The sequence below is a fragment of the Candidatus Skiveiella danica genome (genome assembly GCF_022705245.1).
Taxonomy (GTDB): Bacteria; Pseudomonadota; Gammaproteobacteria; order Burkholderiales; family Burkholderiaceae_C; genus Skiveiella; species Skiveiella danica.
Window position 1 is genome coordinate 134,295 of the sequence record NZ_JAKJEW010000005.1, and the last position, 18,541, is coordinate 152,835.

Annotated in this window: 19 protein-coding genes; 7 read left to right on the forward strand and 12 right to left on the reverse strand. The window is 66.8% G+C overall.

All coding sequences use genetic code 11. The features are described 5' to 3' along the window. The first annotated feature begins 2 nt into the window (after positions 1-2). Complete coding sequence (locus ACMUOY_RS04685) at positions 3-806, forward strand: UDP-2,3-diacylglucosamine diphosphatase (RefSeq protein ID WP_413891532.1); 804 nt, start codon at positions 3-5, stop codon at positions 804-806. Beyond that, positions 806-1,648, forward strand: a complete 843-nt coding sequence (locus ACMUOY_RS04690) for a zinc-dependent peptidase (protein WP_413891533.1) — start codon at positions 806-808, stop codon at positions 1,646-1,648. Before ACMUOY_RS04685 ends, ACMUOY_RS04690 begins: the two co-directional genes overlap by 1 nt. On the opposite strand, the gene ACMUOY_RS04695 is transcribed toward ACMUOY_RS04690, so the two are convergent. The 12 genes from ACMUOY_RS04695 to ACMUOY_RS04750 all read right to left on the reverse strand — a co-directional run bounded on the left by ACMUOY_RS04695 (position 1,645) and on the right by ACMUOY_RS04750 (position 12,853). Further along, entirely contained in the window at positions 1,645-2,268 is a 624-nt protein-coding gene (locus tag ACMUOY_RS04695) for a hypothetical protein (protein WP_413891534.1), read from the reverse strand. The two genes, ACMUOY_RS04690 and ACMUOY_RS04695, sit on opposite strands and share 4 nt — an antisense overlap. 120 nt (positions 2,269-2,388) lie before the next feature. Continuing rightward, on the reverse strand, positions 2,389-3,366 hold the full coding sequence (locus tag ACMUOY_RS04700) for a hypothetical protein (RefSeq protein ID WP_413891535.1): 978 nt from the start codon (positions 3,364-3,366) through the stop codon (positions 2,389-2,391). Further along, on the reverse strand, positions 3,363-3,947 hold the full coding sequence (locus tag ACMUOY_RS04705) for a hypothetical protein (RefSeq protein ID WP_413891536.1): 585 nt from the start codon (positions 3,945-3,947) through the stop codon (positions 3,363-3,365). Before ACMUOY_RS04705 ends, ACMUOY_RS04700 begins: the two co-directional genes overlap by 4 nt. Positions 3,948-3,958: 11 nt before the next feature. After that, positions 3,959-4,708 (reverse strand): phosphate/phosphite/phosphonate ABC transporter substrate-binding protein, encoded by a 750-nt coding sequence (locus ACMUOY_RS04710; protein ID WP_413891537.1) that lies wholly within the window; start codon positions 4,706-4,708, stop codon positions 3,959-3,961. Continuing rightward, complete coding sequence (locus tag ACMUOY_RS04715; protein ID WP_413891538.1) at positions 4,705-5,199, reverse strand: PAS domain-containing protein; 495 nt, start codon at positions 5,197-5,199, stop codon at positions 4,705-4,707. The genes ACMUOY_RS04710 and ACMUOY_RS04715 overlap by 4 nt, the downstream gene beginning before the upstream one ends. 11 nt (positions 5,200-5,210) lie before the next feature. After that, a complete protein-coding gene (locus tag ACMUOY_RS04720; RefSeq protein ID WP_413891539.1) occupies positions 5,211-5,573 on the reverse strand; it encodes a roadblock/LC7 domain-containing protein in 363 nt (120 codons plus the stop codon). A gap of 69 nt (positions 5,574-5,642) precedes the next feature. Further along, on the reverse strand, positions 5,643-7,046 hold the full coding sequence (locus ACMUOY_RS04725) for an ATP-binding protein (protein WP_413891540.1): 1,404 nt from the start codon (positions 7,044-7,046) through the stop codon (positions 5,643-5,645). Then, the gene (locus ACMUOY_RS04730) at positions 7,043-7,717 is read right to left on the reverse strand and encodes a winged helix-turn-helix domain-containing protein (RefSeq protein ID WP_413891541.1); all 675 of its coding nucleotides are present in this window, start codon (positions 7,715-7,717) and stop codon (positions 7,043-7,045) included. Before ACMUOY_RS04730 ends, ACMUOY_RS04725 begins: the two co-directional genes overlap by 4 nt. A gap of 9 nt (positions 7,718-7,726) precedes the next feature. Beyond that, positions 7,727-8,506: a cytochrome b/b6 domain-containing protein gene (locus ACMUOY_RS04735; RefSeq protein ID WP_413891542.1), complete on the reverse strand. Its 780-nt coding sequence runs from the start codon at positions 8,504-8,506 to the stop codon at positions 7,727-7,729. A gap of 7 nt (positions 8,507-8,513) precedes the next feature. Beyond that, complete coding sequence (locus ACMUOY_RS04740; RefSeq protein ID WP_413891543.1) at positions 8,514-8,975, reverse strand: diheme cytochrome c; 462 nt, start codon at positions 8,973-8,975, stop codon at positions 8,514-8,516. 22 nt (positions 8,976-8,997) lie between these two features. Continuing rightward, positions 8,998-9,429 carry a DUF1924 domain-containing protein gene (locus ACMUOY_RS04745; RefSeq protein ID WP_413891544.1) on the reverse strand — a complete coding sequence of 144 codons (432 nt, stop codon included), beginning with the start codon at positions 9,427-9,429 and terminating at the stop codon, positions 8,998-9,000. A 226-nt stretch (positions 9,430-9,655) separates the two neighbouring features. Beyond that, positions 9,656-12,853: a DUF349 domain-containing protein gene (locus ACMUOY_RS04750; protein ID WP_413891545.1), complete on the reverse strand. Its 3,198-nt coding sequence runs from the start codon at positions 12,851-12,853 to the stop codon at positions 9,656-9,658. Positions 12,854-13,190: 337 nt separating this feature from the next. Here ACMUOY_RS04750 and ACMUOY_RS04755 point away from each other — a divergent pair, with 337 nt between their 5' ends. The 5 genes from ACMUOY_RS04755 (at position 13,191) to ACMUOY_RS04775 (ending at position 18,491) form a co-directional block, all read left to right on the forward strand. Beyond that, positions 13,191-13,973 carry a crotonase/enoyl-CoA hydratase family protein gene (locus tag ACMUOY_RS04755; RefSeq protein ID WP_413891546.1) on the forward strand — a complete coding sequence of 261 codons (783 nt, stop codon included), beginning with the start codon at positions 13,191-13,193 and terminating at the stop codon, positions 13,971-13,973. A gap of 53 nt (positions 13,974-14,026) precedes the next feature. Further along, positions 14,027-15,886 (forward strand): feruloyl-CoA synthase, encoded by a 1,860-nt coding sequence (locus ACMUOY_RS04760; protein ID WP_413891547.1) that lies wholly within the window; start codon positions 14,027-14,029, stop codon positions 15,884-15,886. A 47-nt stretch (positions 15,887-15,933) separates the two neighbouring features. Continuing rightward, positions 15,934-17,190, forward strand: coding sequence for a thiolase family protein (locus tag ACMUOY_RS04765; protein ID WP_413891548.1), 1,257 nt, complete (start codon positions 15,934-15,936; stop codon positions 17,188-17,190). 98 nt (positions 17,191-17,288) lie between these two features. After that, on the forward strand, positions 17,289-18,053 hold the full coding sequence (locus ACMUOY_RS04770) for an SDR family NAD(P)-dependent oxidoreductase (protein WP_413891549.1): 765 nt from the start codon (positions 17,289-17,291) through the stop codon (positions 18,051-18,053). 18 nt (positions 18,054-18,071) lie between these two features. Next, the gene (locus tag ACMUOY_RS04775) at positions 18,072-18,491 is read left to right on the forward strand and encodes an acyl-CoA thioesterase (protein ID WP_413891550.1); all 420 of its coding nucleotides are present in this window, start codon (positions 18,072-18,074) and stop codon (positions 18,489-18,491) included. The last annotated feature ends 50 nt before the right edge of the window (positions 18,492-18,541 follow it).

Genomic DNA, 18,541 nt, shown 5'->3' on the forward strand with positions numbered 1-18,541 from the left:
CCGTGACCGCGCCTGCGCCGGTGTTGCCTGAGCTCCACGCACCGGCGACCTGGCATCGGATCGATTTCATTTCCGACCTGCACCTGCAAGCCGGCGATCCGGCCACGGTCGACACCTGGAAGCACTATCTGACCAGCACGCCGGCACAGGCCATCATCATCCTCGGTGACCTGTTCGAAGTCTGGGTCGGCGACGACGCCGCGGCCGCGCCTGGCTTCGAGCAGGACTGCGCCGGGATTCTGGCAAAGGCAGCCGAGCGATGTGAGATCCACTTCATGCAGGGCAACCGGGACTTCCTGCTGGGCCCGGACTTCCTTGAGGCCAGCCGCATGCGGGGTCTTGCCGACCCCACCGTTCTGGCCTTTGCCGGGAGTCGGTGGCTGCTGTCCCATGGCGATGCGCTGTGTCTGGACGATGTTTCTTACCAGCAGTTTCGCCAAGTCGTGCGCGACCCCGTATGGCAATCGGCGATGCTGGCACGACCGCTGGCCGAACGAAGAGCCATCGCGCGTCAGATTCGTGAGCATGGCAACCGCGCGTCGACCGGCAATCCCGGGGACTACGCCGACGTCGACGCCACGGCCGCCCGAGGCTGGTTGCAGGCCGCCGGCGCAACCACCCTGATCCACGGCCACACCCATCGCCCGGGCGCCCACGACCTGCCCGAGCCAGAAGGTGCCCGCGCCAGCACCGGACCCACACTGCGCCGTGTGGTACTTAGCGACTGGGACATGCGCGCCAAGCCGCCCCGCGCCGAGGTTCTGCGCCTGTCCAGCGCCGGACTGGAACGCATCGCAATCGGCTGATGTTGAGCTGGCTTCGTCAAAAGTTCAGCCCGACCGCAACGCGGACGGATGGGTTGCGGTTGGCAGACGAGCTTTGGCTTGGGACCTTGGCGGCCTATCCTTTTCTGGAGACCCTCGATCCCGCGGCCCGCGGCCGCCTGCGCGAGCTGTCAATGGCTTTTCTCCGGGAAAAGGAGTTCCACGGTGCCGCCGGTCTGGCCGTCACCGATTCCATGGCGTTGGCGGTTGCCGCGCAGGCGTGCCTGCCGCTGGTCTGGCTGACACCCGCCGCGTCCCCGATGGCCGCCCTGCAGTGGTATGACGACTTCGTCGGCATCGTGCTACACCGCGGCGAGGTGCTTGCGCGCCGCGAAGTGACCGATGAATCCGGCGTGGTGCACCACTACCGCGAGGCGTTGACCGGCGAGGCGATGGACGGCGGACCGGTGATGCTGAGCTGGTCGGACGTGGCCAATGCCGGCGCAACCGCCGAAGAAGGCTATAACGTCGTCATCCACGAGTTTGCCCACAAGATCGACATGCGCGACGGGGAAGCCGACGGTTGCCCGCCTTTGCCGTCCGGCTTCCTCGGCAGCACCAGCGCGTCGCAGGCACGCACATTGTGGCTTTCGCGCTTGCAGGCCGAATACGACCGATTCAGCGATCGCGTCGCGGCTGCACAGCGTTTCGCTGGTCTCGTGGAGATGCCCTGGATGGACCCGTACGCCGCGCAGGCCCCAAGCGAGTTTTTCGCGGTGGCCGTTGAGGCCTACTTCGTCAATCCCCGGCGACTCGCCGACGAGTCGCCGGGGCTTCACAACCTGCTCGCCAGCTTCTTCCGCCCGGCCGAAGGCCCAATCTAGAGGCCGGCGGGTACGGCGAAGCGCGTACCGGCGGCCTTGACGCCCCAGAGGAGTTCAACCAGCGCCGGATTGTTGAGCAGGGGTTCACCCGCCACGATCAGCCAGTAGCCCGCGCCATCAACCCAGAGCGGTACGAACGAAAAGGTCGGTAGCAGGAAGTCGGCGTCGACGTGAAAAGACACCAGTCCTTTGGCACCGCTCCAGCCACGGCGCGCCTGCCGAGCGGCAAAGTCCGAATAGTCGGCCGCAGCGGCGCTCAGCGCATCGGCCTCGTCCTGATCGATCCCGGAACGACCGAGGCAGAAGCCGCCTTCAGAAGCCAGCACGGCCCGACGCTCACCGGACAAAGAAGCAATCACGTGCTGCAGGAAGTCGTCCAGCTTCGCATCCGGTCCTTGCAGCGGCCGGTGCAATACCTGCACCCAACCCTCCTGAATGGCCTGCGCAACGAGGGCAGGCGCCTGGGGAGCGCGCTCGCTCCATGCCGCGGCATCGAGCGCCCGATCGCCGGTCAGCAGAGCCTGCAAGGCCAGTTCCGATTCGCCGGGCTCAGCACGGGCAAAAGCATGCAGGGCGCCCGCAGGGGTCAACATGAACCATTCGGATGCTGGGGTCGTCATCGAAGTACCTGTCAAGAATGAGGTTGTAGGAATGCCAAGCCGACGGGTAGCAAGCGACGAACATCCGCCGAAGCCACATTGCCAGCAATCGAAGTCGAAATTGCCATGGTCGAAGCAACCTCAGTGCAGTCGGGAGCCGGCCGCGCCGCCGCTCTTCTTGTCCAACGATGCCGTCGCCAGCTCCCAAAGGAAGGTGTCGAGTTCGCGCAGGGGCATGCCCAAGCGGTGCGCGCGCTCTTCGGCCTGGGAGCCTTCGATTTCCCGAACCGTCACCGCGGCGGCAAGCGCGTCACTTTGGCAGACCCGTTCAATCACCATCATGGGGGTGTTGCTCGCCACCCATCCATCGACCGGATGGAAGATGACGGAGTTGTGGACCGTGAAGCGCGCCTCGAATGGCTGCCTCTGCATCAGCATCGCCGCCAGCTTGCGAAGGAACAGATGACGCCCGGAATCCGGGAGGCCGGCGAGCCGGGTTTGCAGGTCCTGCGCCGACAGACCCGGAACCTCGTCGCTCGCATCGTGGCTGACCACCTGGGGCAGACTCGCTGGCGAACGGAAACTCACGGTCGGCAGCACAGGCCTTTCCTGAGGCGATCGCGCGACGGGTGGCGCTGTTGGCGTGACCGGACCAGGTCCCTCCGACAGGGTTGCCGCGCCGGGCACAGCCCCGGGACTTCTCGGCGCGGGCTTCGCTCTCGCGGCAGCAGGCGGTGGCGCAGCGGCCTGCTGGCACGCAGCCGCCGCCTTTTCGAGGGCCATGCGCATGTCCTCGGTGCCATACGGTTTCCGCAGCCAAACGAGCGCATGCTGCTTCACCGTCACCGGATTCATGGTGGCCCAGGTCTGGTCGTTCGATGGCACCAGGAGCACCGCCGAATTGCCCTGAAGCACTCTCAGCAACTCAGCCTCAGCGGCCTGCGACCACTGGGCCAGTCCCAGCGCAACCAGGTCGGCCACCAGCAGATCGGCCTTGGGCAATACGGTGCCGCGCCCGGCCGGCGTGCTGGCCCAGGACCAGCCCTTCATCGAACGGCTCAGAAAGAAACCGAAAGCGGCCTCGTCACGCGGCGACAGCCCGGCGACCAGCACATTCATGGCGTGGTCCCGGCCTGCTCAAGCTGTTGGCTGACGGCTTCCCAGTCGGCTGGCAACGACCCGCCAAAGCGCAGCAGGGCGCGACGCGCGAGCATGAAGGCCAGATTGTCGTGGCAAGTCACACAATGGTGAAGGAACTCCTGCTGCGCCTGCGCATCGCCCTGCGCGACCGCCTGCATGACCTGTTCGGCCAGCGCCCGCGAATCGTCGGTGCTGCAACGGCGGGCACGGGTCGAAATGTCGGCCGATGGGCGCGCCAGCACACTCCAGCGGGTGGCCAGCGGTGTGATGCGTGACAGGCGCGACAGGCCGGCCTGTGCCTCGAACCAACGTGCCGCGTGGACCGCAAGCCGGTCACGCGCCATCTGCAGCGCCGTTCGCTTGAGCGATTCCTCACGCTCGCCAAACGTGACGAACAGATCCGCCAGCGCGCCCTGGACCGGTTCCGCCCCAGGCAACTCCAGCGCGGCATGAAGGCGCGCGAAATGCGCGCTCACATCGGACGGATCCCGCAGCAAGCGACGCGCATGCTGGCGAACCGCAATGCGAACCTGCCGGACCGGAGCCTGTGATTCGCTCATTTCTGGCTCTCTCAGTCGAGCAGGGTATCCATGAGGTCGATCATGAACTCGGCCTCTTCCTGGTTCATCGCCTCGAAACCGTTGGGCAGGCCCAGTGCGTCGAGCACTTCGTTGTCACCCGGCGCCTGGCCCAGGCCCAGCAGAGCCTTTTCGATGGCGGGCAGGTTCTCGCCCACTCGGGGGTGGGCCAGCACCACATGCGAGATGTCGCTGATGGCGCTCTCTACCAGCACCCGCAATTGACTGCGCGACATGCGGGTCAGTGAGGCGTAGGCGTCGGCAAGAAAAAAAGCGGCCTGTACCTCACCCTTGATGGCCAGTCGCGCCGCCGCCTGGTAGCTGTCCACAGGAACCCACTGGATGGTGGCTTCGGTCAGATCGGCCGGCTCCAGCAGCCGCAGCCCGATCAGTTTGACGTCCCGATTCTCGGTCAGCGCAATGCGGCAACCGGGCTTCAGGTCCTCAACATGGGTCAGACCGGATTCAGCGCCCGTGGCGATGACCATCTCGTCGTACCGCTTGGCGGGCCGCGCGAAGGGGATATAGCCCTGCGTGCGGATCATGTCGGTCGCGTCGAAGGGGTTGGCGTAGACGAGGTCGGCCTTTCCGGCAGAAAGCAGCTCGGCCTGCTCGTGCGCGCTGACGGGCGTCAGCAGATGCAGTCCGATGCCGGAACGCCGTTGCAGCGTGGTGTTGAGCATGTGCCAGCCGGCGAAGCGTTCGGGCGCAAAGTCAGGGGCGATCAGGAAATTTAGGGTCATGATGCGGCCTTTTCTTCAGCCAGCCACTGCGCGTACACCGGCACCAGTTCATTGATGCGCGTGCGAGAGGGCTTGCGGCGCACCGAGGTGTAGCCCACGATCACACCGTTGCGGATATTGGGCACCGCCGTGGCATAGACCCAGTAGAAAGCGCCATCCTTGCGCAGGTTCTTGACATAGCCGTGCCACTTCTTGCCAGCGGCGATGTCGTCCCAAAGACCCTTGAATGCGATCTTCGGCATGTCAGGGTGTCGCAGGATGTGGTGCGGCGCGCCGATCAACTCTTCGCGGGCCCATCCGCTCATCTCGACGAAGGCGTCATTGGCGTGCGTGATGATGCCGTTGAGATCGGTGCGGGAAACGATCAGGCGCCCCTCCGGGAAGGGCTTCTCCACGTCGGTTGCGTAGACGGTGCGCGAACTGCCGTCGGTATAGGTCAGGCGCGACTCGCTGGAAGGTTCCGCGGGCCGGGCCATATCGGGAAGTCCCATCATGGCCTCCATCAGATCAGCTTGGACAGCGTCTCCGCGGCCCGCTTGATGTCCAGAAAGATCAGGCCAAGCTTCGCGTTCGGCTTGGCCAGCACCGTGAGCACCGCTTCCGGGCCGGCTGAACTCATGATCACGTACCCACGTTCACCCTGCACCAGCACCCGCTGCAGGTTGCCACGCGCCAGCTCGCGCGCGGTGCGGTCACCAAGAGAGAGCAGGGCTGCGGACATCGCACCGATTCGGTCCTCGTCCATGCCGTTGGGCAGGGCCGAGGCAATCATCAGACCATCGGTTGAAATGAGCGCGGAGGCCTCGATATCGGCGGTCGAGCCGTTGAGGTCCTCCAGCGATTGCTGAAACATGTCTGTGCGCATTGCCCGCTCCTGTGCCGTGAAAAGTATCACGATTGAATATCGTAACCTTTCCACCAGTATTGACCAACATCAAGCTTGGTGCACCCGCCCATCCTGCTTCCAGGACACCGTCACGCGCAGTCCACCCAGTGCCGCACTGCGATCCACAACAAGGTCAAGTTCAAACAAGCGGGCCAGCCGGCGAACGATGGACCATCCCAACCCACTTCCAGTCTGTGGCGATCCGACCACACGGAAGAAGCGCTCACCCAGCCGCGCCATGGCATCGGGCGTGAGCCCCGGGCCGCCATCCTCTACCACCAGCCGCCCCGCGCCCCCTTCAGGCGAGCAGCCGACCGAAATCCGCACCAGGGCACCATCGGGGCTGTAGCGCACGGCGTTGTCGATCAGATTGCGCATCAGAACCTGTGCCAGCGCCGCCGGCAATGGAGAAGGCACGGCGGCGGCGGCATCCAGGACCAGTCGCTGGCCACGCGCCGTCACCTGTCGTTCGAACTCGGCCACCAGGGCGCGCGCGGTGGCAGCCATGTCCGCCGATGAAGGCCCCGGTCGCACCGGGCCCTCGCCATAAGACGCTTCACTCTCCAGGCGGGCCAGTTGCAACAGCTGCTCGACCAGCCGCGCCGCACGGTCACACCCCTGCAATGTGGCCGCCAGCGCCTGTTCACGCCCTGCGTCCGATGGGGCTTCTTGAGCCACCTGCACCTGCATCCGGATGGCGGCGATCGGGGTGCGCAGTTCGTGCGCCGCATCGGCCGTGAATCGCCGCTCCGACTCCAGCAAGTCGGTCATGCGCTCGAACAGGCCATTGAGGGCTGTCACCAATGGCGCCACCTCCCGCGGCACGGCATGGACTGACAGGGGTTGCAGCGCCTGCGGCCGGCGCGCCGCCACCGCCTGCCCGAGTGCGCGCAACGGCCGCACAGCCCCGCGCACAGCCCACCAGATGCCGAGAGCCAGCAGCGGCAGCGCGAGCAACATGGGCAGGCCGATGCTGCGCAGGCTGGCCATGAGGATGTGATGGCGCGCCGATTCCAGTTCGCCGACGTGAATCACCACGTCCGGTTCGCGGCCGGGCGTCGTCAGCACCCGCCAGGCGTCCCCTTCGACCATCGAAGTGCGCAAGCCCGGCACATCGCCGCTGGCCAGTGACGCTTCGGGAGCGTTGGTCGAACGAACGACCAGTCTTCCCTCATGCCAGACCTGGATGGCCACGCGGGTCTGGTACTTGTGCAAGGTCGGCGGCGGCGGAAAGTTGTCGCCTTCCAGATCATCCAGACGCTGCGTCACCAGCAAAGCGGCGGCTTGCGCCAGATGGGCGTCCAGCAATTCGTCGAGCTCATGTCCGGTGTCATACCAGGTGGATGCGGCCACCGCCAGCCACACCACACTCATGACGCCGAGCACCGTGGCAAGCAGGCGCGCCTGCAGGGACAGGCGGGTTCCGGACGCAGGCGCGGTGGAACGGCTCATCCAACCGGGGAACCGTCACGGCGCAGCACATAGCCCACGCCGCGCACGGTTTCGATCAATTCTGCCCGCAGCTTGCGTCGCAGGTTGTAGATGTGGACTTCGACCGTGTTGCTGGCCACTTCGGTCCCCCATTTGTAAAGGTGCTGCTCGATCTGTTCGCGACTCAGGACGCGCCCGGCATTGAGCATGAACACCTGAAGCAAATCATATTCGCGCCCCGACAGTTCCACGGGCGCGCCGTCGAGCCACACCTGATGCGCGGCCGGATCCAGCGTCACGGGACCCGCCGTCAGCCGGCTCTGCGTCTGGCCATGGGCGCGACGCACCAGCGCACGCAGCCGCGCAGCGAGTTCGTGCAGGTCCACCGGCTTGACCAGGTAGTCGTCCGCGCCGGCGTCCAGGCCTTCGATGCGGGCGGAAACCGCATCACGCGCGGTCAGCACCAGCACCGGGGTGGCGATGCGCCGTGCGCGCGCCGCCTTCAGGCTGTCCATGCCATCCTGGCGTGGCAGGCCCAGGTCCAGCACCACCGCCTGGTGCTCGCCGGTAAGCAGTTCTCGCTCCGCGGCCACGCCGTCGCGGACCCAGTCCACGTGAAAGCCCTTTTGGGTCAGGCCAGCCTTGATGCCGGAGCCCAGCAATTCATCGTCTTCGGCCAGGAGAATGCGCATGGTGTTGGATCAGTCGTGGTGCCGTTCGCCGTGTTTGGGGGCGCGTCGCCCATCGTACGCGCCATCGCGGGCCGGGGCGTCACGCCCGCCGCTGGACAGGGTCGCGCCCTGGCCAGTCCCGCCAGTACCTACCGCAGGCGCCTGCTGCCACTGCCAGGCCCAGAATCCCAGCACGGCGGCCAGCAACAAGGCCGCCACGGGATAGTGATCGCTCTTCAGCAGATCGGGCCCGGAACCCTCGACCCGGCCCGTCAGCATGGGGGTGACCTGGTTCTTGCGGCGCAGAAGGCTCAGGGCCGCAATCAGGGCCACGTGGGCCAGAACCACGGCCAGCAGCGCGTTGCCGAAAAATTCATGCACGTCCTCCAACCATTCGCCCGCCCATTCGTTGTAGGTGCCGTAGCCGCTGAGTGTCAGCGGTGCGATCAGCGCCAGCAGCATCACGACGCTGAGCGACAGCAGCAGGTTCTGACCGAGCCGTACATTGATGGTGCCGGACCTCAGTCCCGCCAGCCATTGCGGCATCGCCTGCAGTTTGCGGCCCAGCGCCGACAGCCGCGCGTGACGCGGCCCGATCAGGCCCCAGACCACCCGGAACGACAGCAACCCCGCCAGCGTGTAGCCCAGGGTCACGTGCAGCAGGCGCCAGCGTTCGCCGTCGGCCGTGAGGTAGGCGCCCAGGAAGCTCAAGGCCATCAGCCAGTGCATCACCCGCGTGGGCGCATCCACCGTGCGACGGGTGGCCGGTCGGGCTGCAGGCGAAGAAAAAGTCGTGCTCGTCATGTTCATGGTGTCCTCACTTCGGAATGCGAACGGCGTGCTCGCTGAAATTGCCCTGATCGGCGCCGCCATGGCAGGCAGTGCAGTTGGCCGCACTCTTGATGCTGGCGCGGCGAAACACGTCCGGTGCCACCTCGCGGTGTTTGCGCAGGAACCAGTTGGACTGGGTCATGCGGTCCTGCGGTGGCTCCTCGCGCACCCGTTTGTAGGTGCCGGCGTTGGCCTGCAGCCAAGCGCCGATCTTCTGGGCGCTCGCCGCGTCCAGCGACGCATCGGTTCCGTAGTGCCGGCCCAACCCATTCATGATCCGTTGCCATGAAGGCGCGGGCAGCAAAGCGGGCGCAAAGGCCATGTGGCAGCTGCCACACTCCTGCGCGTAGGACGGCAGCGCCTGGCGAGGAACCGGCACGCCATCGGCCCAGGCCATGGGCACGATGAGGGCCAACGCCGCCAGCAGCGCATTGCATCTGCGTTTCATCGGGTTTCTCCTTGAAAGGTCTTCATGGCTTCAGGTTGGCGAGGTAAGCCAGCACGTCGGCTTTTTCGAGCGCGTTGCACTCGCGGGCAAGCACGTCCTTGCAGTTGCGGGCAAACCACTTGTCCACCTTGGCGGTGTCTGTAAAGCGCAACGGGTTGAAAGCTGGTGCCAGCGCCTCGATCACTTTGCCGGTGGAGGCGTGCCGGCCCTGGCTGGTGGGCGGCGTGCCATGGCAGGACGCGCAACTGAGGTCGCCGCCGTGCTTGCTGGTGAACAAGGCCTTGCCACGTTCGACGCTGCCCGGCGCAGCGGCCTGTACCTGCCAACGCTCCAGTTGGGTTGCCGCACTGGTGTCGGAGGCACGGGCGCTAAACGGACCGAGTGCCGCCGCCGCCCCTAGCAGGGCCGCGATCAATGTCGCCGGATGGCGTGAAGGATGGGTGATCAGTGTCATGCCGGCATGATGCCGCGCACGGATGAAGACTTTCTTAAGTCCGGCTATTCCTGATTTGATAGCAGACTACGACCTTGCGACGCTGGGGTCGTGTTGATTTCGATTGAAAGCTCCGTCCCGGCACATTCCGGCGCGGTCCCAACGGTCCTTCAGGGACCGATGGATTCGGGCCCGCACACCTGATGGCCGGTGCGTGGCCTCTCAGGTGCACGACACCGGGAACGGATCACCCCTTCAGCAACGCCTTCAGCACGTTCTGCACCCGTCGCGCCTGGGTCGCGTCGAACGGGCTGGCCAGCACGGCGGCGGCATCCTGGCCCCAGGTCTGAGCGGGCGTCGGGTCATTGCGACGGGTCAGCAGTTTGAGCTGCAAGGCCCGCCGCGCATCCAGGTGTTCCGCAGGGGTGGGCAGTTCTGCAGCCATCTCCAGGCGCAGCAGTGCTTCCGAAGCGTCGCCCTTGGGCTCGCCCGCGACGGCTTGCACCCAGGCCCCGCGCACCGCCGGCGTGACGGCTCGGCCCAGCTCCTGCTGGCCCGGAACCTCGTCAGCCTTGCGATGCTGCCAGGCTGCCAACAGGTTGGTCAGAGCCTCGCCATGGGCCTGAGCGGCCAGCTTGCGCAAGGCAGCCTCGGCATGCTCCAGCGCCTCGCGTTGGGCCCGGAAGGCGGTGTCGCCCAGACGCGGGCCCCGATCTTCAAACGCCGGCCGGCCGCCGAAGCGCCCACCCCGATCATCCTCTCGCGGACCGCGTGCACCGGGACCGCGGTCGTCGCGGCGCGGTTCGAATTTGTTGTCGCCCGGACGGCCGGGGCCGCGCGGGCCGTCCTTGCGGTCGCCGAATTTGCCGCCACGGCCCGCCACTGCAGGCTCGGCCTTCTTCATGCCGGGCCGGTCATCACCCCGCATGGCAATCACGCGCTTGGGCGCGGGCTTGGGCGCCTCGGCGGGAGCAGCGGCCTGCACGTCCGCGTCTGCGGGTGCAGCCTGCACCTCGGATCCGCCATCCGTGCCAGTCTCGGCGGTCGTCGGCGAGGCAGGCATTTCTCCTGTTTCGATAGCAGATTCTGACCCGTTGACGCTGGGAAGGGCCTGTTTTTGTTCAATTTCTGCCGGCGTAGGCGCCATCTGGGCCACCACGGCCGCGGCCTGGGCTTGTCCGCGCAGGGCGGCGTCCAGCGCCGTCATTGCGGCCCTGATCTTCTGGGCATCGCCACTGGCATTGGCCGCTTCCAGGGCCTTGGCGGCGTCGAGCACCACGCGATCGCGTTGGCCCAGCGCCTGGTCGGCCTTTTCGCGTTCCTGTGTCTTGCGGTTGAAGGCATCGTCGATCGGCTTGCGGAACGCATCCCACAACTTCTGCTCGGACTTGCGCTCCATAGGCACGCTCTGTGCCTCGGCCTGCCAGCGGTGCTGCAACGCCTTCACCGCATCGATGCGCAGCACCGGCGCGGCGCCCAGCACCTTGGCCTCCTCGATCATGGCATGGCGACGCTCCAGACTCTCCTTCTGTGCGGCCTCCAATGGCGCGGCCGCGGCATGGATGGTGGCTTTCCACAGCGGCTGCAACTCGGCAAAGGCTTTCTCGCTGAGATGGCCGGCATCGCGCCAGCGATCGGAGAACTGGTGCAACGCCCGCGAAAACGCCTTCCATTCATGGGGCTCGGTGCGCTCCACATTGCGCTGCGTCCAGGCCTTGAGCTCGTCGATCAGCGCCATGCGCTGCGCCTTGTGCGCCGCAGCCTCGGCCTTGAGCTTGTCGAGCCAGACTTCCACCACCTTGTGCGCTTCGTTGCAAGCTTCGTCGAAACGCTTCCACAGGGCATGGTTGGGCACGCCGCCCTGGTCCACCGTTTTCCACTGCTCACGCAGCTGGCGCAACGTTTCCTGCATCTTGCGACCGCCCATGACGGGCACGGGCGCCGCGTCCTCGCCCTTGGGGGGACGGGCCGCGCGGAGAGGTTCACGCTTTCCCTGCGCCGCCTCGCTCGTAACAACAGCAGCATCGGGCCCGGCGTCCTTGCCGAGCTCCGGCACAGCGCCTTCGGTCGCGGAAGGGGTGTCCACAGCCTCTTCGGCGGCGACCTCAACGCCTGGTTCGCCTTCTGGTGCCGCGCTCTCGAACTCAGGCCCCGCGTTGTCGAGCGCAGCGCCGGTGGCAACTGCATCGGAGGCAGGTGAAGCCGGTTCCGTTGTCGGCGAAGCGGCGTCGGCGTCCGCCGTTTCCGCAGCGGCCACTTCAGTGGCCGCGCCCGCACGCGCCGGCTTCACTTTGACCTTGGGCTTGCGTTGCAGCAGCGCTTCCGCCTTGGCCACGAGCTCTTCGCGCAGCTGATCGGCGCGCCAACGCTGCCAGCCTTCGAGTTCACCAGCGGCGCCCAGCGCGGCATGCACGCGCGCTTCCAGGGCCGAATCCAGATGGCGCCCATGCTCCTTGAAGGCGTTGCGCAAAGCGGCCGCCGCACCGGCGCTGGCCTTGCCGTGCCCTTCGCTGACTTCCTGTTCCACTCTCTCCAGCACCGGCGTGACGGCAGCAGCGGCCTTCTGACGTTGCTCCTCGCGCACGGCCGGATCCACCTTTGGCTTGGCCGGTCGGGCAGCGGCCTCCACCGGCAGGCCGCGCGCGGCGCGCAACTGGTCGGCCCACACCGGCACCGGCGGCAGCGGCGCGGCGGGGTCGGCGTCGGCCGCCACAGCTTGCCCCAGCGCGGCACTGAACGCATCCCAGACCACCAGCAACTGCGCACGCGACGATTCGATCATCGGGGTGTACTTGGTATCGACGCACGACCAGTTGGCGTCGCCTTCGAGCGCATCAGCCTGGGCCTGCCAGTGCGTCACATCCGTGCGAAGGGCGTCGGCCACCGCTTGGGCATCCTTCCAGCCCTTGGTGGAGAGCAGTTCGATGCGCTGTGCCAGCAGGACGGCGGCCTCGCGCTGGACCATGGCCTGGTTTTGCAGATCTTCCACAACTTTGATGCGCTCGGACAGCGCCGCCTTCAGCGAAGCCAGCGGCTCGCGCGACAGCGGTGCGCCCGCCTTGGCGGCATCGCGTTGCCAGGCCATGGCGTCCGCAATGTTCAGGCGAGGCGTATCGAGCAGGACCTGGCCGCGGGTGGCCCAGTCGGCCGCCAGCGCGTCCTGCGTCTTGGCACGACGCAATTCATCAAGCTTTTCACGCAGGGGACGGGCAGCGCCCTTGTCTTTGACGCTGAGTTCCTTGAACACCTCTTGCATCAGGTCCTGCGCCGGCGCGGTGGCCAGCCATTCACGGATGCGCGCGGCCCGGTCACCCGAGGTGGCGGCCGTGAAGGCGCCGCCGGTCAGGGCGTCGAGCTGTTGCAGGTCATGGGGTTTGGAATTAGCGTGGGTCACGGAGGGCACTCGGGTGGGTTGCGGCAAAAAATAGCGGTCGCATGCAGACATCGAAGCGTCTGCCAACCCAGTATTTTCGCCGGTTTTCAGACCCCCACGAAAGCAGAGGCCGGGCGGGCGGCCCAACAGGGGTCTGCCATGCATGGCAGACCCCTGTTCCACCACGGCAACACCGCGCCCGGCGGGTGTCCCGGCCGCGCGAAAGCGAATGCCGGCACCACCCAGGCTTCTATCCATCGGATGTGCCGTCAACCGTCGGATCTTGGGCCCGCCACAGCACCCGACTACCTGGCACCACATAGGGTAAACACCGAGAAATCAACTGCATGAACGTCTTGAACTAGTTATTTTTCATAATCATAATTCCGGACCACAGGAGCAGCACAGCATGAAAAGCAAAGACCTTTCGATCGAGATCCGTGGCGAGCAGCAGGCAGTGGCCATCGTCCGCCTGACCCGCCCCGCCAAGCGCAACGCCCTCAACGACGGCCTCGTCGAGGCCATCCGCAAGGCCTTTGAAAACATGCCTGCCACCGTGCGCGCGGCGGTGATCGACGGCGAAGGCGAACACTTCTGCGCCGGTCTCGACCTTTCGGAACTGTCCGAGCGCGATGCCGGCCAGGGCATGCTGCACTCGCGGGCCTGGCACGTCGCGCTGGAACGCGTGCAGTACGGCCCGGTGCCGGTGGTCGCGGCGCTGCACGGTGCGGTGGTCGGCGGCGGGCTGGAACTGGCCAGCGCCTGCCACATCCGCGTGGCGGATGACAGCACTTTCTATGCGCTGCCCGAAGGCTCGCGCGGCATCTTTGTCGGCGGCGGGGGCTCGGTGCGCATTCCCCGCCTCATCGGTGTATCGCGGATGACCGACATGATGCTGACCGGCCGCGTCTACAACGCCGCCGACGGCGAGCGCATCGGCCTGGCCCAGTACCTGGTGCCCACCGGCACCGCATTCGACAAGGCCTTCGAGCTGGCGCAGCGCATCGCCCAGAACGCCCCGCTGACCAACTACTCGCTGATGCACGCCTTGCCGCGCATTGCGGAGCAGCCGGCCGACCACGGCTTCATGACCGAAGCGCTGATGTCGGCCATCGCGCAAAGCGCCCCTGAGGCCAAGAGCCGCGTGCGTGCCTTCCTGGAAGGACGCGCCGCCAAGGTCCAGAAGGCCTGATGTTCAGCCCGACACCCTCGCGCGAACACGAACGCCACGGAGACACCCATCCCATGACCGCACCGAAATTCCGCCCCCTGACCTTTGGCGTCACCCGCGTGGTGGTGCGCGACGGCGCGCCCGGCGTTCGCTATCTCAAGGCCGAGCAGGCCCTGAAAGAGCATCCGGCGCGCCTGACCGACCGCCTGAAGCACTGGGCCGACACGGCGCCCGAGCGCACCTTCATGGCGCGGCGCGTGAAGCGGGCCGACGGCAGCTCCGGCGACTGGCGCCATGTGACTTACGGCGAAGCCTGGTCCAGCGCGCGCGCCATCGCCCAAGGCCTGATCAACCGGGGACTGAGTGCGGAACGGCCGGTGGTCATCTTGTCCGAAAACGATCTGGAGCACGCGCTGCTGGCGCTGGGCTGCCTGGTGGCCGGTGTGCCCTACGTGCCGACCTCGCCCCCGTACTCGCTGGTCAGCACCGACTTCTCCAAACTGCGCCACGTGCTCGAGACGGTGACGCCTGGCCTGGTGTTCGCCGCGGATGGCGCCCGTTATGGCCGCGCGATTGGCGCTGTCGTCGGCACAGACCTGGAAGTGGTGCTGACCGCTGGCGCCGTGCCCGACCGCGCCAGCACGAGCTTTGCCGAACTGCTGGCCACGCCGGTCACGCCCGCCGTGGACGCCGCAATGCAGGCGACGGGGCCCGACACCATCGCCAAGTTCCTGTTCACCAGCGGCTCCACCAAGCTGCCCAAGGCCGTGATCAACACCCAGGGCATGTGGTGCGCCAACCAGCAGCAGATGGCCCAGAGCATGCCCGTGCTGGCCGAGGCGCCGCCCGTGCTGGTGGACTGGCTGCCGTGGAACCACACCTTCGGCGGCAACCACAACTTCGGCATGGTGGTCTACCACGGCGGCACCATGTACATCGACGACGGCAAGCCCACGCCGGCGCTGATCAATGAGACCCTGCGCAACCTGCGCGAAATCGGTCCCACGGTGTACTTCAACGTGCCCACCGGCTTCGAGGCCATTGCCACGGCCATGAAGACCGACGACGCGCTGCGCCGCAACCTGCTCTCGCGCGTGCGCATGTTCTTCTATGCGGGCGCCGCGCTGGCCCAGCCGGTCTGGGACAGCCTGTACGAATCCGAGGAGCGCGAGATCGGCGAGCGCATCGTGATGAGCACCGGCCTGGGCATGACCGAGTCCGGCCCCTTCGGCCTGTTCGTCACCAACCCCAACGTCAAGGCGGGCGATCTCGGCGTGCCGGCGCCGGGCCTGGAGATCAAGCTGGTCGACCTGCAAGGCAAGTCCGAGGTGCGCTACCGGGGCCCCAACATCACGCCCGGCTACTGGCGCGCGCCTGCCGAGACTGCCGAGCACTTCGACGAAGAGGGCTACTTCTGCTCGGGCGACGCGGTCAAGTGGATCGACGAGGACAACCTGCATCTGGGCCTGAAGTTCGACGGCCGCATTGCGGAGGACTTCAAGCTCGCCACCGGCACCTTCGTGAGCGTGGGCCCGCTGCGCAGCAAGCTCATTGCGGTCGCGGCGCCCTACATCCAGGACGTGGTCATCACCGGCCTGAACATGCATGAGGTGGGCGCCATGGTGTTCCCCAACGTGCTGGCCTGCCGCGACCTGGCCGGCCTGCCGCCGGACGCCCCGGTGGAGCAGGTGCTGGCCAGCGCCGGGGTGCATGCGCGCTTCCAGGGCATGCTGGACAAGTTGTCCGAGAGCTCAACTGGCAGCGCCAACCGCATTTCCCGTCTGTGCCTGCTGTCCGAGCCGCCCACTATCGACCGCGGCGAGATCACCGATAAGGGATCCATCAACCAGCGCGCCGTGCTGACCCATCGCGCCGCCATCGTCGAGGCGCTGCACGCCGACACGCTGCCCGGCATGCTCAAGCCCGCACACTGAGCGGGCCCACCCGCCCGATCCATTTCAACGCATTTCAAGGAACCCCCATGACCGCCTCCCGCAAAGGATTCTTCAACGCGTTCAAGGACGTCTGGATGCTCGACGGCGTGCGCACGCCGATGGTGGACTACTGTGGCTCGCTGGGCCACATTTCCCCCACCGATCTGGGCATCAAGGCGGCCCGCGCGGTGCTGGCGCGCGCCGGCGTCCCGGGCGAGCACGTCGGCACCGTGATCACCGGCAACATGGCGCCCGGCGACTACGAGCAGTTCATGCTGCCGCGCCACATCAGCCTGTACGCCGGCGTGCCCCAGGCCGTGCCGGCGCTGATGACCCAGCGCATCTGCGGCACCGGTTTCGAGCTGTTCCGCCAGGCCGGCGAGCAGATCGAGAGCGGCTGCGCCGACGTGGCGTTGCTCACGGGCGCCGAGTCCATGACGCGCAACCCGATCGCCGCCTTCACGCACCGCACCGGTTTCAAGCTGGGCGCGCCGGTGGAGTTCAAGGATTTCCTGTGGGAAGCGCTGAACGACTCGGCCGCCGGCATCACGATGATCCAGACCGCCGAGAACCTTGCCAAAAAGTACGGCATCACCCGCGAACAGGTGGATGTCTTCGCCTCCAGCTCCTTTGCCAAGGCGGTGGCGGCGCAACAGGCCGGCTTTCACGCCGGCGAAATCGTGCCCGTGGTCACCGAGACCTTCGAACTGGAGGGCTACGCCACCCGCGGCATCAAGCTGCAGGGCAAGCTCACCGAAGTCGCGCTGGACACACATGCCCGGATCTCCCCCGTCGAAGTCCTGGCCAAGCTGCGCAGCGTGTACCCGGGCGGCGTGCAGACCGGCGGCAACAGCTCGGCGCTGGTCGATGCGGCCGCCGCCGCCGTGGTGGCCTCGGGCGCCTATGCCCGCGCCGAGGGCAAGAAGCCGCTGGCCCGTGTGGTGGCAGCAGCCGTGGTGGGGGTGGCGCCGGAGATCATGGGTATCGGCCCGGCCCCCGCCATCCAGCTCCTGCTGGAGCGCGCCGGCCTCAAACTGGACGACATCGGCCGCTTCGAGATCAACGAGGCCCAGGGCGCGCAGACCCTGGCCGTGGGCCGTGAACTGGGCCTGGACCTGGACAAGCTCAACGTCAACGGCGGCGCCATCGCGCTGGGCCACCCGCTGGCGGCCACCGGCGTGCGCCTGACGATCACGCTGGCCCGCGAACTGCGGCGCGCCGGCCTGCGCTACGGCGTCTCCAGCGCCTGCATCGGCGGCGGCCAGGGCATCGCCCTGCTGCTGGAGAACCCGGACGCAGCCTGAACCGGTCCGCCGCTCTGATTTCAAGTCCAAATTGGCATGATCCCAGCGTAGAACGGTCATAGATTGCTATCACTTCAATAGTTAACTGGAGTCTCAAGATGAACATTCAAGGACAGGCCGCCCTCGTCACCGGCGGCGGATCGGGCCTCGGCGAGGCCACCGCCCGCGAACTCGCCCGCCTGGGCGCCAAGGTCGCCGTGCTCGACATCAACCTGGCCAATGCGCAGCAGGTCGCCGCCGACATCGGCGGCGTGGCCATTCAGTGCGACATCACCGACGGAGCCAGCCTGCAGGCCGCCATTGAGCAGGCCGCCGCCGCGCACCGCCCCGCGCGCATCCTGGCCCACATCGCTGGCATCGGCGCGGCCAAGCGCGTGATTGGCAAGGACGGCAACGCGGCGCCGCTGGAAGACTTCGCCCGCATCATCAACGTCAACCTGATCGGCACCTACAACGCGGCACGCCTGTTCGCCGCCGCCTGCGCGAAGCTCGATCCGCTCGATGACGGCGAACGCGGCGTGATGGTGTTCACCGCCTCGGTGGCGGCCTTCGACGGCCAGGTCGGCCAGCAGGCCTACAGCGCTTCCAAGGGCGGTGTGGTCGGCATGACGCTGCCGATGGCGCGCGACCTCGCGCAGCACGGCATCCGCGTCTGCACCATCGCGCCGGGGTTGTTCTCCACCCCGCTCATGCGCACGCTGCCCGAACCGGTGCAGGCCTCCCTGGCGGCCAGCATCCCGTTCCCGCCGCGGCTGGGTAAACCCGAAGAGTTCGCGGCACTGGCTGCGCATATCGTCACCAACACCCACCTGAACGGCGAAGTGATCCGCCTGGACGGCGCGCTGCGCATGGCCCCGCGCTGAACTTTTCCGGACATTCTGATGAGCAAATCTTCCGTCTACGAGATCAAGGTGCAATTCGGCGACTGCGACCCGGCCGGCATTGTGTTCTTCCCCAACTTCTCGAAGTGGATGGACGCGGCCTCGCTGCATTTCTTCATGGACTGCGGCGTGCCGCCCTGGCGCGAGCTGAAGAAGACCACCGGCATCATCGGCACGCCGCTGCTGGAGATCCACACCAAATTCATGCGCCCTGCCACCTATGGCGAGACGCTGCACGTGCACACCAGTATCGAATCCTGGGCCGCCAAGACCTTCGTGCAGAAGCACGTGGTCATGCGTGGCGACACAGTGCTGTGCGAAGGCCGCGAGACGCGCGCCTTCGTGGTCCACCCCGAGGGCGAGCCCGACCGCATCAAGGCGATCCCCGTGCCCGAGGACATCAAGACCCTGTGCAGCTGACTTTTTCCCTGTCCCCCCGCGCTTCTTCAACCCACCTTTATCAGGAGACA

What these genes read in the sequence shown, in the direction of transcription:
- ACMUOY_RS04770 (WP_413891549.1), top strand. Translation starts at nt 17,289, where the DNA reads ATGAACATTCAAGGACAGGCCGCCCTCGTCACCGGCGGCGGATCGGGC.
- ACMUOY_RS04745 (WP_413891544.1), bottom strand. Translation starts at nt 9,429, where the DNA reads ATGACACTGATCACCCATCCTTCACGCCATCCGGCGACATTGATCGCG.
- ACMUOY_RS04740 (WP_413891543.1), bottom strand. Translation starts at nt 8,975, where the DNA reads ATGAAACGCAGATGCAATGCGCTGCTGGCGGCGTTGGCCCTCATCGTG.
- ACMUOY_RS04720 (WP_413891539.1), bottom strand. Translation starts at nt 5,573, where the DNA reads ATGCGCACAGACATGTTTCAGCAATCGCTGGAGGACCTCAACGGCTCG.
- ACMUOY_RS04725 (WP_413891540.1), bottom strand. Translation starts at nt 7,046, where the DNA reads ATGAGCCGTTCCACCGCGCCTGCGTCCGGAACCCGCCTGTCCCTGCAG.
- ACMUOY_RS04715 (WP_413891538.1), bottom strand. Translation starts at nt 5,199, where the DNA reads ATGGGACTTCCCGATATGGCCCGGCCCGCGGAACCTTCCAGCGAGTCG.
- ACMUOY_RS04750 (WP_413891545.1), bottom strand. Translation starts at nt 12,853, where the DNA reads ATGTCTGCATGCGACCGCTATTTTTTGCCGCAACCCACCCGAGTGCCC.
- ACMUOY_RS04775 (WP_413891550.1), top strand. Translation starts at nt 18,072, where the DNA reads ATGAGCAAATCTTCCGTCTACGAGATCAAGGTGCAATTCGGCGACTGC.
- ACMUOY_RS04705 (WP_413891536.1), bottom strand. Translation starts at nt 3,947, where the DNA reads ATGAGCGAATCACAGGCTCCGGTCCGGCAGGTTCGCATTGCGGTTCGC.
- ACMUOY_RS04760 (WP_413891547.1), top strand. Translation starts at nt 14,027, where the DNA reads ATGACCGCACCGAAATTCCGCCCCCTGACCTTTGGCGTCACCCGCGTG.
- ACMUOY_RS04690 (WP_413891533.1), top strand. Translation starts at nt 806, where the DNA reads ATGTTGAGCTGGCTTCGTCAAAAGTTCAGCCCGACCGCAACGCGGACG.
- ACMUOY_RS04755 (WP_413891546.1), top strand. Translation starts at nt 13,191, where the DNA reads ATGAAAAGCAAAGACCTTTCGATCGAGATCCGTGGCGAGCAGCAGGCA.
- ACMUOY_RS04730 (WP_413891541.1), bottom strand. Translation starts at nt 7,717, where the DNA reads ATGCGCATTCTCCTGGCCGAAGACGATGAATTGCTGGGCTCCGGCATC.
- ACMUOY_RS04710 (WP_413891537.1), bottom strand. Translation starts at nt 4,708, where the DNA reads ATGACCCTAAATTTCCTGATCGCCCCTGACTTTGCGCCCGAACGCTTC.
- ACMUOY_RS04700 (WP_413891535.1), bottom strand. Translation starts at nt 3,366, where the DNA reads ATGAATGTGCTGGTCGCCGGGCTGTCGCCGCGTGACGAGGCCGCTTTC.
- ACMUOY_RS04735 (WP_413891542.1), bottom strand. Translation starts at nt 8,506, where the DNA reads ATGAACATGACGAGCACGACTTTTTCTTCGCCTGCAGCCCGACCGGCC.
- ACMUOY_RS04765 (WP_413891548.1), top strand. Translation starts at nt 15,934, where the DNA reads ATGACCGCCTCCCGCAAAGGATTCTTCAACGCGTTCAAGGACGTCTGG.
- ACMUOY_RS04695 (WP_413891534.1), bottom strand. Translation starts at nt 2,268, where the DNA reads ATGACGACCCCAGCATCCGAATGGTTCATGTTGACCCCTGCGGGCGCC.